Here is a 13,752-nt window from a genome sequence, read left to right on the forward strand (position 1 = left end):
CGGCAACCCTCGCAACCCGTACGGGCGTCAGGGCGTGTGACCGGCGTGACCGCGTCGGCGGTACGCACACGGGGAGGACCAGGTGACGGTGACGAGGGAGCCGATGCTCGACGAGCCACCCGAGGGGACAGCGAGGCGCGCCGAGCGGCGCGAGGCGGTCGACTTCGACGGGCTCTACCACGCACACTTCCGGTCCCTGACCATTCAGCTCACCGCCTACTGCGGTGACCTGTCCCAGGCGCAGGACATGGTGCAGGAGGCGTTCTGCCGGGCGTTCGCCCGCTGGTCCCGGGTGTCCCGCTACGACGACCCGGTGGCCTGGGTCCGCCGGGTGGCCTGGAACCTGGCCACCAGCCGCTGGCGACGGCTGCGGACGGCCCAGGCGTGGCTGCACCGGCAGCGGGAGGAGTACGTGCCGGGGCCGGGTCCGGACCGGGTCGCGCTGACCGCCGCGCTGTCCGAGCTGCCGGCCCATCAGCGCCGCGCCGTGGTCCTGCACTACCTGGCCGATCTCAGCGTCGCGCAGATCGCGGCGCAGGAGGACGTGCCGGAGGGCACCGTCAAGTCCTGGCTGTACCGGGGGCGGGCCGCGCTGGCGGCGAAGCTCACCACCACGAGCGAGGTGAACCACAGTGACTGAGCCCGACGACATCCTGGTCGGCGGCGAGTTCGCCGAGTTCCGCGCGGCGTACGCCCCGGTGGTGCACCCGGCCGGGACGGCCGCGGTCCGGCGCACGGTCCGGCGCCGCCGCCGGCGGACCGCGGTGGTCACCGCGACGGCCGTGGTGCTCGCCGTGGTGATCCCGGTGGGCGCGAACGCCGCCCTGGACCGGCGGCCCGGACCGCCCCCCGCCCCCGCGCAGACCGTCACGCCGACCCCGTCCGTGAGCACGTCGCCGCCACCGTCGACGCCGCCGCCGAGCACGGCCGGCTCGACCCCGGCCGTTCCGGACGGGCGGATCACCCGGTCCCAGCTGCTCGCGGCCCAGCTCGACCTCGCGTCCTGGCCGGACGCACCGAAGACCTGCGTCAGTGACGACGTCCGGCTCCGGTCCGGCCCGCAGAACGAGTCGGTCCCGACGCTGCTCGCCGGGCCGGAGTACGCCGACCTCGACGGTGACGGCGCGACCGAGACGGTCGTCCTCGTCGCCTGCCGCTACGGCGAGGCGTCGGGCAAGCAGGTGCTCGCCTTCGATCGGGACGGGGACGGCCGGATCATCACCATGGGCCGGGTGGTCGGCACCCGTGAGGGCATGGGTGACATCACCGAGTTCTCGGTGCGGGACGGCGGGGAGGTCCGGGCGCACATCGCGGACATCCAGCCCTGTTGCGGCACGCCCGAATGGGCGCCGCAGCGACAGTGGCGGACGTACGCCTGGAACGGTGAACGGTTCCGGCAGATCGACGGACCCACGAAGTTCGGCACCGACCCCCGTCTGACCGACCTCACGATGACCGCCCGCGACGTGGTGGCCGGGCCGCCGGACAGGGAGGGGATCCGGAAGGTCACGGTCACCGTGACGGTGGTGAATCACGGACCGGTGAGCGTGCGTCAGCTCGGGTTCACCGGTTGGTACGACTACACGAGACCGAACGGGTCCGCCCTGGACCGGTGCCGGAACGTGCGTCTCGACGGGGGCATCGCCTGCGTGCTGGACACCCTGTCGGTGGGCGCGAGCAGGACGTACACGTTCACGTTCGACCATCCGGCGACCGCCGCGGAGCCGCCGACGCTGCGCGCGATCCACATCGACTCGCAGGAGCGGTACTGGAACGACCTGACCTGGAAGGACAACCAGGTCGAGCTGACCTCGGTCGGCTGACCGACAGATCTGAGCCGCAACCGACCGTCCGATTCGGACGTGTCACCAGCATCGGACGGACGGAGATGCCGCCGTCCGGCAACGGGGAATCACGGGAGGAACAGCATGACCACACGTACGGCACGGATCGCCACCGCACTGCTCGGTGGGACCGCCGCACTGATCACCCTGGCCGCGCCGGCCGCCGCCGCGCCGAGCGCCGCCACCGCCGGCCGCGTCGACGTCACGGCTCAGCGGCTCGTCCTCGACCCGACCGACCGGGGGTACGTCGGGACGCTCACCGCGACGGTGACCAACCGGCGGCCGACCGCGACGTGGGTGAGCCTGGTCGTCACCGAGCCGGCGGGGGCCTCGTTCACCACGATCGAGCCCGGCGGTGGCTGCTTCTACACCCGCCTGGTGGAGAATCGGCTGGTGATCGGCTGCGGCGGCGAGCAGATCGAGGCCGGCAAGAGCCTCACCTTCCGGCTCGGGTTCCACGTCTGGACCACCGCGCGCAGCTACCCGATGGTCGCGAACGGCGGGCGGATCGAGGTCGTCCCGGACGGCGCCGCCGCGGCTTCCGACGCCACCGGGTTCACCACCCTCTTCCGCTCCACCACCGGCAGCCTGCGCAAGCCGCGCCCGTACGTGCAGGCCGTCGACACCGACCTCGGCATCCGGGGCAGCGCGGTGACGCTGACCCCGCAGCCGGACGGCACCCTGCTCGGCCGGATGCCGGTCACCGTGCGCTACGGCAACGACGCGCCGACCTTCGCTCTCAACGTCGCCGCCGCCCTGCCCGCGGGGGTGCAGGTCGACCACATCGAGCCGCAGGACATGCCGAGCTTCCCGTACGGGTTCTCCGTGCCGGGCGGCCGGTTCGTGCCGGGCGAGGAGCGCACCTTCGACGTCTTCCTCCGGGCGCCCGTCGGCACGCCCGCGGGTGAGCTGGGTACCGGCAGCCTCACCGTGACCGGGAGCTACTTCTACGGGGCCGACGACCCGCAGGACGTGGACCCGTCGGACAACACCACCTCGTTCCCGGTGACCGCGGCCGCCGCGAGCTGACCGTCGCCCGCCCGGCCGGCGCCCACGCGCCGGCCGGGCGTCGCCGTGTCACCAGGCCGGGCGCTGGAGCAGCCCGACGAACTCGGCGAGCAGCCGTTCCCGCAGCCGCGCCGGGGCGGCGTCGAGCAGCGTGTTCACCACCGCCATCCGGTCCGGCACCCCGGCGCCGCCGGCCAGGCCGAGCCCGTCGGCGAGCCCGGCCACCAGCTCGGGGGTGAGCGCCTCCGGCGTGAGGCTGCCGGCCAGCGCCAGCAGTTCCGGCGGCAGCACGACCGGCCCGGCGGCGCGGGCCGCCGCGACCGCCTCGGCCAGCGCCGGGCCGAACTCGGCCACCCGGGGCGCCACCGCCGCGGTCACCGTGAGGTGGACGCTGGCCGGCAGATCGGCGTACGTGAGCTGGGGCTGGGTGTGCCAGCCACGCGCGGTCAGCTCGTCGACGAGCACGAACAGGTCGAGCCCGGGATCGTCACTGGTGAAGCAGACCACTGTGGTCTCCGGTTCGGCCATCAGCCGCAGGCCGCCGGTGGCCCGTACCGCGCCGGCCAGCCCGGCGACCGCGTCCCGGGTGGCGGCGGCCAGCCGCAGGTAGCCGTCCTCGCCGAGGTGGCGGAGTGTGGCGTACGCGGCGGCGATCGGCCCACCGGACCGGGTCGAGGCGATCACCGGGTTGACCATCGTGTAGCCGGGCCAGTCCGCGTACGCGAAGAACTGCGGCGCGCGCAGCGCCGGATCGCGGTGCAGCAGCACCGAGACGCCCTTCGGCGCGTACGCGTACTTGTGCAGGTCCACCGAGATCGAGGTGACCCCCGGTACGGCGAAGTCGAACGGTGGCACCGGCGCGCCGAGCCGGCGCAGCCAGGGCAGCGCCCACCCGCCGAAGCAGGCGTCCACGTGGCAGCGCACCCCGGCGGCCCGCGCGACGGCGGCGATCTCGGTCACCGGGTCGACCACCCCGTGCGCGTACGACGGGGCGGACGCCACCACCAGCACGGTCTCCGGGCGGATCGCGGCGGCCACCGCTGCCACGTCCGGCCGCAACGTCACCGGGTCGACCGGCACGGTGTCGAGCGCGACCCGCAGGTAGTGCGCCGCCTTGGCGAACGCGGCGTGCGCGCTCGCCGGCGCCACGATCCGCGGCTCGGTCAGGTCGGGGCGGGCGTCCCGGGCCGCCTTGACGGCGAGCAGCAGCGACTCGGTGCCGCCGCTGGTGACGCTGCCGACCACGTCCGGCGCGCCGGTGCCGGGGCCGCCGCCGAGCAGCCGGGCGGCGGCGCCGACGAGCGTGTTCTCCATCGCCAGCAGCGACGGGAACGCGGTCGGGTCGAGGCCGTTGACGTGCGCGCTCTCCGCGTAGGCGGCCTGCGCCAGCGCGTCCAGCCCGGCCACACCGGGGTCGTAGACGTACGCGAACAGCCGCCCGCCGTGCGTCGGACGGTCGGCGGCGCGCAGCGCGCGGACCTCGTCGAGTACGTCTTCCGCGGGCATCCCCCGCGCGGGCAGCGCGCCCACGTCTGCCGTGTCGGTCATCGGGTGGTTCCTCTCGTGGACGGGCCGGGCGGGCGGTGCGTGCTCATGCCCGCGCGGCCGGTGCGGCGCCGTCGGCCTCGGGTGCGGCGGCGGCCGACGTGGTGGCCCCGGGCGCGGTGGCCAGATGGGCCGGGGTCAGGGTGTAGCCGCGCAGCAGCACCAGCGGGATCGCCACCAGCAGGGCCGGCAGCACGGTGAAGCCGAGCAGCACGCCGAGACGGGCCGTGTCCGACTGGACGGCGGCGGTCCCGGTGGACGAGGAGACGTAGCCGGAGAGCTGGAGCACCAGCCCGTAGATGCCCGGCCCCAACGCCAGCCCGAACGTCTCCCCGGCGGTCCACAGCCCGGTGAACACCCCCGCCTGCCGCCGCCCGGTGCGCGCCGTGTCGTACGCGATGCAGTCCGGCAGCATGGCCAGCGCGAACACCTGCTGGCCCGCGTACCCGACGCCGATCACCGCGACCACCGCGTAGGCCGCGGCGGCGGGCAGAGCGGGCGCGGCGACCAGGGCCAGCGCGCCCACCGCGAAGATCAGCGACGCGGCGACCAGCGACGCCCGCTTGCCCAGCCGGGCGCCGGCCCGCGACCACAGCGGCATGACCAGCAGCGCGGGCGCGACGAAGCAGGCGAACAGCAGCGTCGGGCCGCTGTCCGGCTCGCGCAGCACCTGGTCGGCGAAGTACTTCACCCCGGCCAGCACGGTGGCCACCCCGGCGGACTGGATCACGAAGCAGATCAGCAGCACCCGGAACGGCCGGTTGCCGGTGGCGACAGCGAGCTGCGCGCGCAGGCTCGGCTCGCTCTCCCCCACCGTCCCGGTCGGCGCGGACCGGGTGCCCAGGAACACGCCGACCGTGCCGGCGACGATCAGCACGGCCACGAACAGGCCCATCCACCGGTGGCCCGGAACGCCGTCGCCACCCGCGGTCACCACCGCCGGGGCCACCGCGCCGGAGACCAGGATGGCCAGCGCCAGCACCGCGATCCGCCAGGTCATCAACCGGGTACGCTCCGCCGGGTCGGCGGTCAGCTCGGCCGGCATGGCCACGTACGGCACCTGGAAGAACGCGAACGCGGTGGCTGTCGCCAGGAACGCCAGCGCCACGTACGCGGCAGCGGCCGGACCGTTCGCGAACGGCGCGGCGAAGATCGCGGCGAACAGCACGGCGAGCGCCAGCCCGCCACCGAGCAGGTACGGCCGGCGCGCGCCCCAGCGGGAGCGGGTCCGGTCGGAGATCCGCCCGGCGACCGGGTTGACCAGCACGTCCCACGCCTTCGGCAGCAGCACCAGCAGCGCGGCCAGCCCGGCGGCGACACCGAGCGTGTCGGTGAGGTACGGCAGCAGGAGCAGCCCGGGCACGGTGCCGAACGCGCCGGTGACCAGGGAACCCAGCGCGTACCCGAGGTGTACCCGGCGAGGCAGGCCCGAAGCTGTCATGGAGCCGAATGCTACTCACGTTATGGCCCGGGTCACATCCCCTCCTCCGGCACCGGCTGTTCGATGCCCGCTGGCACTCGCGAGTCGCGGCGAGCCGCAGGTCGGCACGGTTACGCTGTAGGCATGGACCCGGCCCGATCCGTCCGCAGTTCGAGGGCACCCTACGAGGCCCGCCCCGGCCGTCGTGCGGTCGTGGTCCCCGACCTGAGCGAGTTGCAGGGCCCCGTCGCAGGCGTCGTCGAGCTGCCCCACCGGCTGTTCTGGCAACCCGACCGGCACGTCGACCTCGACGTCCCGGGCCTGCTCTCCTGGATGTACGAGACGGTGCTCACCGAAGCCGTTCATCCCGACGAGCTGCGCGCCTGGCTGCACGGCCCCACCCTCATCCGGCTGTGGCCCGAGCTGTACGTGCCCCGCGGCGTCCGCCGCGCCTGGGAAGAGAGCCACCCGGTGCTGCGTGCCCGGGACGTCGCCGCCTGACGTCACCGGCGCCGGACCCCTTCCAGCACGAGGACGACGTCTTCTACGGCTTCGAGCACGACATGACCGAGTTCGAGGTTCGCCGCGACGACCAGACCGTGCGGCTCCAGCTCGTACGCTTCGCGCGCAGCGCCAGCCCGATCGTGCTCGACGTCGGGCCGGTGCTGCACCTGGACGACGTGATCGGCACCAAGGTCGCCGCCATGGTCACCCGCGCCCAGCCCCGCGACTACATCGACGTCGCCGCCGCCCTCGGCCGCTACAGCAGGAACGACCTGCTGGGCCTCGCACGGCGGGCCGACCCGGCGCTCACCGACGAAGAGTTCCAGGACGCCCTACAGCGCCTCGACCGCCTGCCCGACACCGTCTTCGCGCTCTACCGCCTCACCCCGGACCAGATCCGCGACCTCCGCAGCGCGTTCTCGGACTGGCCGCGATGACGGGCCCGGTCCGGCGCCGTCGCGATTGACCCCCGGAGCATCCGACGCGGTCGGGTCACCCCTCGTCCGGCGACCAGGAGGCCGCCGCCAGGTCCACCCGGTCGCCGCGCAACGGGCACCCCTCGGCGAGCAGCCGTTCCCGGGCCCTGCGCTCGTGCCCCGGCGGCATCCGGCCGGCCGCGTTCACCACCCGGTGCCACGGCACCCCGCCACCGTGCCGCGCCATGATCGAGCCGACCAGCCGCGGCGACGCCCGTCCCGAGCGCTCGGCCAGCGCGTCGGCCACCGCCCCGTACGACATCACCCGCCCCGGCGGGATCCGCTCGACCAGCGCCAGCACCGCCTCGACGTACTCGTCAGGTGTCACGAGCTGCCACGATATGGGAACGCGCCGCGGCGCGGCAGACCGCAGCGCGCAGAATGGTCGCGTGCGCGAAGCAGTCACCTCGGCCCGGCGGATCGTCGTCAAGATCGGTTCGTCCTCGCTGACCACCGCGACGGGCGGCCTGGACGACGCCCGGGTCGACGCGCTCGTCGACACGCTCGGCGGGCTCGCCGCCTCCGGCCGGGAGGTGGTGCTGGTCTCCTCCGGCGCGATCGCCGCCGGGCTCGCCCCGCTGCGGCTGCCCCGGCGCCCGCGCGACCTGGCCACCCAGCAGGCCGCCGCCAGCGTCGGCCAGGGCCTGCTGATCGGCCGGTACGCGGCCGCGTTCGCCCGGCACGGCCGCACCGTCGGGCAGGTGCTGCTCACCGTGGACGACGTGACCCGGCGGGCGCACTACCGCAACGCGTACCGGACGCTGCGCAAGCTGCTCGACCTGCACGCCGTGCCGATCGTCAACGAGAACGACACGGTGGCCACCGAGGAGATCCGGTTCGGCGACAACGACCGCCTGGCCGCGCTCGTCGCCGCGCTCGTCGACGCCGACCTGCTGGTGCTGCTCTCCGACGTCGACGCGCTCTGGACCGGGAACCCGGCCCGTCCCGGCAGCACGCGGATCACCGAGGTGCACGGCGAGGGCGACCTCGCCGGCGTGGACATCGGCGGGGCCGGTCGCGCCGGGGTGGGCACCGGCGGCATGGTGACCAAGGTCGAGGCGGCCCGGATCGCCACCGGCTTCGGCATCCCGGTGGTGCTCACCGCCGCGCCGCTGGCCGCGCCGGCGCTGGCCGGGGAGCCGGTCGGCACGTACTTCCACCCGAGCAGCCGCCGCCCCGCCGCCCGTCTGTTCTGGCTGGCGCACGCCACCGCCCCCCGCGGCCGCCTGCACCTCGACCCGGGCGCGGTGCAGGCGGTGGTCGGCCGCCGCAAGTCACTGCTGCCCGCCGGCATCACCGCCGTCGACGGCGCGTTCACCGCCGGGGACCCGGTCGACCTGGTCGACACCGCGGGCGCGCCGGTGGCCCGGGGCCTGGTGAACTACGACGCGGTGGAACTGCCCGGCCTGCTCGGCCGTTCCACCTCCGAACTCGCCGCGGCGCTCGGCCCGGCGTACGAACGTGAGGTCGTCCACCGTGACGACCTCGTCCTGCTGTGAGCCCCACCGGTGAAGGAGTACGCACGATGAGCGTCGTCGAGCAGGCCCGGCGAGCCCGGGACGCGGCGGAAGCCCTGGCCACGGCCACCCGTACCGTCAAGGACGCCGCGCTGCACGCGATGGCCGACGCGCTCGTGGCGCGTACCCCGGAGGTTCTGGCGGCGAACGCGGCGGACCTGGCAGCCGGGCGCGAGGCCGGGCTGTCCGCGGCCGTGCTGGACCGGCTCGCGCTCGACGAGGGCCGGGTGGCGGCCATCGCGGACGCGCTGCGCCAGATGGCCGCGCTGCCCGACCCGGTGGGCGAGGTGGTACGCGGCTCGACGCTGCCGAACGGACTGGAACTGCGCCAGGTGCGGGTGCCGTTCGGGGTGGTCGGCATCGTCTACGAGGGCCGGCCCAACGTGACAGTCGACGCCGCCGGGATCTGCCTGAAGTCCGGCAACGCGGCGCTGCTGCGCGGCTCCTCGTCGGCCGCCCACTCCAACGCGGCGCTGGTCGCGGTGCTGCGCGACGCGGTCGTCGGCGCCGGGCTGCCGGCGGACGCGGTGCAGCTGCTCGGCTCCAGCACGCGCGACTCGGTCAAGGAGCTGATGCGCGCCCGCGGCCTGGTCGACGTGCTGATCCCGCGCGGCGGCGCGTCGCTGATCCGCGCCGTCGTCGAGGAGTCGACGGTGCCGGTGATCGAGACCGGCGTGGGCAACTGCCACGTGTACGTGGACGCCGCCGCCGACCTCGGCAAGGCCCTGGCGATCACGCTGAACGCCAAGACCCAGCGGCTGTCCACCTGCAACACCGCCGAGTCGCTGCTGGTGCACCGCGACGTCGCGGACGAGTTCCTGCCGGCCGTGCTGGCCGCGTTCGCCGACGCCGGGGTGACCGTGCACGGCACCCCCGCCGTGGCCGCCCACTCCGACGCCGTGGTGCCGGCCACCGACGAGGACTTCGGCACCGAGTACCTCTCCGCCGACATCTCCGTCGCCGTGGTCGACTCGCTCGACGCGGCGGTCGCGCACATCCGCCGGTACGGCACCGGCCACACCGAGGCGATCGTCACCGACTCGCAGCGCACGGCCCGGGAGTTCGTGGCCCGGGTGGACGCCGCCGCCGTCATGGTCAACGCGTCCACCCGGTTCACCGACGGCGGCGAGTTCGGCTTCGGCGCGGAGATCGGCATCTCGACGCAGAAGCTGCACGCGCGCGGCCCGATGGGGCTGCCGGAGCTGACCAGCACGAAGTACGTGGTGACCGGAGACGGCCACCTGCGCTGATCGAACCTGCCCTTTGTGGCCCGCCAGATCGGGGAGGTGGTGGCATCCCAGGGCCTCTGATGCCACCACCTCGCCGTACTGGTCGAGCACGCGCCAGATCGGGGAAGTGGTGGTATCCGGGTGCCTCTGATGCCGCCACCTCGCCGAACTGGTGTTGATCATCGGTGGCCGGGCTACGCGATCGGGAGTGGATCTCCGTCGGCCGGTGTGGCGGGGTCGACCGGCGGAGTCGTACCGGGCTGCGGCGGTGCGGCGGTCACCTGGGCCGTGGGCTCCGACGGCGGTATGACCAGTGGCGGCAGCCCCGGGGGCACCGGGGCGGCCGGTGGCACCGCGACCGCCGGAGGCAGAGCGGGCAGCAGGTCCGGCACCGGCTGCACAGCAGGCCCGGTGCTCTCGCCGGGCAGCAGATCGGGTGTGACGATCCAGGCGGACCACGGCCCCTGCCCGGCCGGCACCTCTACACCGGCCGATGGATCGGGCGCCGCCCCCGATCCGGGCGTGGCATCCGGCTCGACGTCCGGACGGAACCAGGCTCGGGATCCGAGGCCCCGGGCCGGAAACAGGTCCGGCGCGCCGTCCGGGCCGACTGACGGCGCGGGCGCGATCCCCGATCCGGCCGACGGGCCGGTGCCGAAACTGGACGACAGGTCAGAGCCGAAGCCCGCTGACGATTCGGGATCGCGGCCTGCCGATGGCTCGGAGCCCCGACGGGACGACGGATCGAGATCGGGACCCACCGACGCGGCCGATGCCTCGGCCGGGCCGGTCAGCGGTCGAGCCGGGGCGGGCAGCGGAGGCACGGGCGCGGGCGGCGCAGGCGTGGCCGCGGACGGCGGAGGCGTAGACGGTGGAGACGCGGACGGCGGAGACGCGGACTCGGGGACGGGCGGCGGAGACGCCGATGCGGGGACCCGGCGCGGGCGCGGGACCGGCACCGCTGGCGGCGCGGGCAGCTCGGCGGTCTGCGGCACCACGAACGGCGCTCCGGAGACCGGAGCCTCGGGCGTGTTCGGGCGGCACGCGCGGATCGCCCGCAGCGTGGTGTGCACGTCGAACTGGTGGCCGTCGTCGCTGTCCCAGCCGCCGTCGCTGCGCTGCGTCTCGGCGAGCCGCCGGCGCGCGGACACCAGCAGCCACTGCTCCTCGCCCACGTCGACGCGGCGCAGCGTGGCGGCCAGCCAGGCCACGTCGGCCGGGGACATCCGGGGGATCCGGTCGGCCAGCACCGCCTGGATGCGCGCCGACTCGTAGTACATCTGCTGGCGGTGCAGCACCGCGGCGGCGAGCCAGCCGGCGGGCAGGAAGGACGGCCAGCTTCCGTCCGGCGCGAGCTGGGCGGCGAGCGTCTGCGCCGCCGCCTGCACCACACCGGCGTACGCGCCGCCGACCCGGTGGTCGAGCGGCCCGGCGGCCCGGGCGTCGAGTCCGGCCACGGTGAGCCAGAACCCGGCGTTGGCGGTCTGGTAGAGCCGGGCCTCGGGGTCGCCCGGGGTGGCCCACTCGGGGGCGAGCCCGGCCAGTGACGGGTCCTCGTCCCAGCCGCCGTCGGGCAGTTGCCGGGCGGCCAGCCAGTCCAGCGCGTGCCGGGCGGCCGGGCGGCCCAGCGCGCCGAGGTCGTCCAGCTCGGCCAGGCGGAAGCAGGTAGCGTCGACGGAGGCGACCTCGCCGTCGAGGACGGCGGGCCAGCCACCGCCGGGCGCCTGCCCGGCCTCGGCGGCGTCGAGCACGTCGGGCGGCACCGGGGCGCCGGAGCGCAGCCGGGAGAGGCGGGCGCGGTCCACCGCGTCACCGTGAGCGACGACGAATCCGATCGCCGCGTCCAAGTCCACCACGGCACTGACGGTACTGGTGCGGCCGAGGTTACGCCTCGGTAGCTCGGTCAGGGCCGGTACCGCCCACCGGCCCTTGAGATCATCCGCCGTTGGGGTGCGCGACCGGGTGTTTGCCCATGCCAGGGGGCACGGAAAGCGCGATGGGCCCGCTCGGAACGCCGGGCGGGCCCATCGACACGACTCAGTACGACGGCAGCGACGGGTCGATCTGCTTGACCCAGGAGAGCACGCCGCCCTGGACGTGCACCGCGTCGGTGAACCCGGCCGCCTTCAGCGCGGCGAGCGCCTCGGCGGAGCGGACGCCGGACTTGCAGTGCAGCACGATCTGCCGGTCCTGCGGGAACTTCGCCAGCGCCTCGCCGGACAGGATCTCGCCCTTGGGGATGAGCGTCGAGCCGGGGATCCGGACGATCTCGTACTCGGCGGGCTCGCGCACGTCGACCAGGAAGATGTCCTTGCCGGAGTCCTGCCAGTCCTTCAGCTCCAGCGCGGTGATGGTCGAGTCGACCACCGCCTCCTGCGCCTCGTCGGAGACCGCGCCGCAGAAGTCCTCGTAGTCCTCCATCAGGTCGGTGAGGGTCGGGTTCTCGCCGCAGAGCACGCAGTTCGGGTCCTTGCGGACCTTGATCTTGCGGTAGCTCATCTCCAGGGCGTCGTAGACCATCAGCCGGCCGACGAGCGGCTCACCGATGCCGGCGAGCAGCTTGATCGCCTCGTTGACCTGGATCGACCCGATCGACGCGCAGAGCACGCCGAGCACGCCGCCCTCGGCGCAGGACGGGACCATGCCGGGCGGCGGGGGCTCCGGGTAGAGGCAGCGGTAGCAGGGGCCGTGCTCGGCCCAGAACACCGACGCCTGGCCGTCGAAGCGGTAGATCGAACCCCAGACGTACGGCTTACCGAGCAGCACGGCCGCGTCGTTGACCATGTAGCGGGTGGCGAAGTTGTCGGTGCCGTCGACGATCAGGTCGTACCGGGAGAAGATGTCCCGGACGTTCTCCCGGTCCAGCGCGGTGTTGTGGATCTCCACGTTGACCAGCGGGTTGATCTCGCGGATCGACGCCGCGGCAGACTCGGCCTTGGACCGGCCCACGTCGGAGACGCCGTGGATGACCTGGCGCTGGAGGTTCGACTCGTCGACGGTGTCGAAGTCGATGATGCCGAGCGTGCCGACACCGGCCGCGGCGAGGTAGAGCAGGGCCGGCGAGCCGAGGCCACCGGCGCCGACACAGAGCACCCGGGCGTTCTTCAGCCGCTTCTGCCCCTCCACCCCGACGTCCGGGATGATCAGGTGGCGCGAGTAGCGGCGGATCTCGTCAACGGTCAGCTCGGCGGCGGGTTCGACGAGCGGGGGCAACGACACGGTGGACTCCCCGGGATCGGCGGTGTGACCGCGCCATTGTCGCTCGCCCGGGCGGGGATCGGCCATGATGAGGGACACTCGGCCCGAACTGCGGGACCGGGAATAACTCAGACGCCGTCGGTGGGCTCGCCGGAGTACCGCATCCCGCCGACGTACGGCCAGGCGTTGGGCAGGCAGCCGTCCAGTCCGTACGTCTGCTGCTGCATCACCGGGGCAGGCGCGCCGGGCTCGGGGCACGCCTCGTGCAGTTCGCCGAACTCGTGCCCGACCTCGTGGTTGATCACGTAGGTGCGGTAGACCTCCAGCGGGGCGCCGTAGTCGGGCACCGCCGTCATCCACCGGGCCAGGTTGAGCACGACCCGGCCGGGCAGCCGGCAGGAGGTGTACCGGTCGGTGCGCAGGCCGCCTTCGGCGCACATCCGCTCGGAGGTGACCGGGGTGGCGAGGTAGACGGTGAAGTCGGCCGCGGCGGCCTCGGGTACCCGCTGCACCCGCAGGTCGCCGGACGCGATCCAGCTGCGCGGGTCGCCCAGCACCGCGTCCACGGTGGCGGCGAACTCGTCGGCGTCCTGACCCGTACCCTGCTCGACCTCGACCCGGTAGCGGCGCAGCGGGCCCTCCTGTCCGCGTACCGGGGACCGGCCCTGGGCCACCGCGAACGTGCCGGGGCCGGCGGTGGGGTAGCCGGTCGGCGCCGGGGCCGGGACGTCGGCCTCGGCGGCGCCGCGCGCCAGCGACGGTTCGGCGGCGAGCGACGTCCCGCCGTGCCCGGACGGCGGCGCGCTCAGCCGGGTGATGCCGACCGCGCCGCTGACGGCCGCGAGCAGCATCGCCAGCAGCAGCACGGAGCGGCGGCGGCGCCGGCGCATCCGGCGCAGGGTGGGACGCTCGGGCGGCGGTTCGGCGGGGTTGTCGTAAGGGGACGACGACGTCATGACCTCAGCGTGCCATGCAATTCGGGCATATAGCTGCTTTTGCCGCCTATGCCGC

General features: G+C 74.4%; 12 protein-coding genes and 1 pseudogene. 7 read left to right on the top strand and 6 right to left on the bottom strand.

From position 1 onward, the window contains the following. Positions 1–82: 82 nt before the first annotated feature. The 3 genes from ACN27D_RS10310 (at position 83) to ACN27D_RS10320 (ending at position 2,873) form a co-directional block, all read left to right on the top strand. A complete protein-coding gene (locus ACN27D_RS10310) occupies positions 83–640 on the top strand; it encodes a SigE family RNA polymerase sigma factor (protein ID WP_121685634.1) in 558 nt (185 codons plus the stop codon). After that, complete coding sequence (locus ACN27D_RS10315) at positions 633–1,823, top strand: hypothetical protein (protein ID WP_421498992.1); 1,191 nt, start codon at positions 633–635, stop codon at positions 1,821–1,823. Before ACN27D_RS10310 ends, ACN27D_RS10315 begins: the two co-directional genes overlap by 8 nt. A gap of 105 nt (positions 1,824–1,928) precedes the next feature. Further along, the gene (locus ACN27D_RS10320) at positions 1,929–2,873 is read left to right on the top strand and encodes a hypothetical protein (RefSeq protein WP_120573050.1); all 945 of its coding nucleotides are present in this window, start codon (positions 1,929–1,931) and stop codon (positions 2,871–2,873) included. Positions 2,874–2,921: 48 nt separating this feature from the next. On the opposite strand, the gene ACN27D_RS10325 is transcribed toward ACN27D_RS10320, so the two are convergent. Together ACN27D_RS10325 and ACN27D_RS10330 are read right to left on the bottom strand one after the other, a co-directional pair. Beyond that, on the bottom strand, positions 2,922–4,400 hold the full coding sequence (locus tag ACN27D_RS10325) for a pyridoxal phosphate-dependent decarboxylase family protein (RefSeq protein WP_421498993.1): 1,479 nt from the start codon (positions 4,398–4,400) through the stop codon (positions 2,922–2,924). Positions 4,401–4,443: 43 nt separating this feature from the next. After that, a complete protein-coding gene (locus ACN27D_RS10330; protein ID WP_421498994.1) occupies positions 4,444–5,838 on the bottom strand; it encodes an MFS transporter in 1,395 nt (464 codons plus the stop codon). Between the two features lie 123 nt (positions 5,839–5,961). Between ACN27D_RS10330 and ACN27D_RS10335 the strand changes: the two genes are divergently transcribed. Together ACN27D_RS10335 and ACN27D_RS10340 are read left to right on the top strand one after the other, a co-directional pair. After that, positions 5,962–6,318, top strand: a complete 357-nt coding sequence (locus ACN27D_RS10335; RefSeq protein ID WP_350816928.1) for a hypothetical protein — start codon at positions 5,962–5,964, stop codon at positions 6,316–6,318. 62 nt (positions 6,319–6,380) lie between these two features. Further along, a complete protein-coding gene (locus ACN27D_RS10340) occupies positions 6,381–6,758 on the top strand; it encodes a nucleotidyl transferase AbiEii/AbiGii toxin family protein (protein WP_421498995.1) in 378 nt (125 codons plus the stop codon). A gap of 55 nt (positions 6,759–6,813) precedes the next feature. Here ACN27D_RS10340 and ACN27D_RS10345 read toward each other — a convergent pair whose 3' ends face one another. Continuing rightward, positions 6,814–7,125: an MGMT family protein gene (locus tag ACN27D_RS10345; RefSeq protein WP_252449560.1), complete on the bottom strand. Its 312-nt coding sequence runs from the start codon at positions 7,123–7,125 to the stop codon at positions 6,814–6,816. A 13-nt stretch (positions 7,126–7,138) separates the two neighbouring features. On the opposite strand from ACN27D_RS10345, the gene proB reads away from it, so the two are divergent. Together proB and ACN27D_RS10355 are read left to right on the top strand one after the other, a co-directional pair. Continuing rightward, positions 7,139–8,296 carry a glutamate 5-kinase gene (gene proB / locus ACN27D_RS10350; RefSeq protein WP_120573046.1) on the top strand — a complete coding sequence of 386 codons (1,158 nt, stop codon included), beginning with the start codon at positions 7,139–7,141 and terminating at the stop codon, positions 8,294–8,296. Between the two features lie 26 nt (positions 8,297–8,322). Further along, positions 8,323–9,564, top strand: coding sequence for a glutamate-5-semialdehyde dehydrogenase (locus tag ACN27D_RS10355; RefSeq protein ID WP_421498996.1), 1,242 nt, complete (start codon positions 8,323–8,325; stop codon positions 9,562–9,564). Between the two features lie 1,016 nt (positions 9,565–10,580). Here ACN27D_RS10355 and ACN27D_RS10360 read toward each other — a convergent pair. From ACN27D_RS10360 to ACN27D_RS10370, 3 genes and pseudogenes are all read right to left on the bottom strand, one after another. Then, positions 10,581–11,450, bottom strand: a pseudogene (locus ACN27D_RS10360) (hypothetical protein); the annotation flags it as partial. Positions 11,451–11,580: 130 nt separating this feature from the next. Beyond that, on the bottom strand, positions 11,581–12,828 hold the full coding sequence (gene moeZ, locus ACN27D_RS10365; RefSeq protein WP_199733261.1) for an adenylyltransferase/sulfurtransferase MoeZ: 1,248 nt from the start codon (positions 12,826–12,828) through the stop codon (positions 11,581–11,583). Between the two features lie 41 nt (positions 12,829–12,869). Continuing rightward, positions 12,870–13,697, bottom strand: coding sequence for a DUF3152 domain-containing protein (locus ACN27D_RS10370; protein WP_421498997.1), 828 nt, complete (start codon positions 13,695–13,697; stop codon positions 12,870–12,872). Positions 13,698–13,752: the final 55 nt, after the last annotated feature.

Origin of the sequence: Micromonospora sp. WMMD1274 (assembly GCF_049179035.1) — a bacterium.
GTDB classification, from domain to species: domain Bacteria; phylum Actinomycetota; class Actinomycetes; order Mycobacteriales; family Micromonosporaceae; genus Micromonospora; species Micromonospora tulbaghiae.

What these genes read in the sequence shown, in the direction of transcription:
- ACN27D_RS10320 (WP_120573050.1), top strand. Translation starts at nt 1,929, where the DNA reads ATGACCACACGTACGGCACGGATCGCCACCGCACTGCTCGGTGGGACC.
- ACN27D_RS10325 (WP_421498993.1), bottom strand. Translation starts at nt 4,400, where the DNA reads ATGACCGACACGGCAGACGTGGGCGCGCTGCCCGCGCGGGGGATGCCC.
- ACN27D_RS10330 (WP_421498994.1), bottom strand. Translation starts at nt 5,838, where the DNA reads ATGACAGCTTCGGGCCTGCCTCGCCGGGTACACCTCGGGTACGCGCTG.
- ACN27D_RS10335 (WP_350816928.1), top strand. Translation starts at nt 5,962, where the DNA reads ATGGACCCGGCCCGATCCGTCCGCAGTTCGAGGGCACCCTACGAGGCC.
- ACN27D_RS10340 (WP_421498995.1), top strand. Translation starts at nt 6,381, where the DNA reads ATGACCGAGTTCGAGGTTCGCCGCGACGACCAGACCGTGCGGCTCCAG.
- proB (WP_120573046.1), top strand. Translation starts at nt 7,139, where the DNA reads ATGGGAACGCGCCGCGGCGCGGCAGACCGCAGCGCGCAGAATGGTCGC.
- ACN27D_RS10355 (WP_421498996.1), top strand. Translation starts at nt 8,323, where the DNA reads ATGAGCGTCGTCGAGCAGGCCCGGCGAGCCCGGGACGCGGCGGAAGCC.
- moeZ (WP_199733261.1), bottom strand. Translation starts at nt 12,828, where the DNA reads ATGGCCGATCCCCGCCCGGGCGAGCGACAATGGCGCGGTCACACCGCC.
- ACN27D_RS10370 (WP_421498997.1), bottom strand. Translation starts at nt 13,697, where the DNA reads ATGACGTCGTCGTCCCCTTACGACAACCCCGCCGAACCGCCGCCCGAG.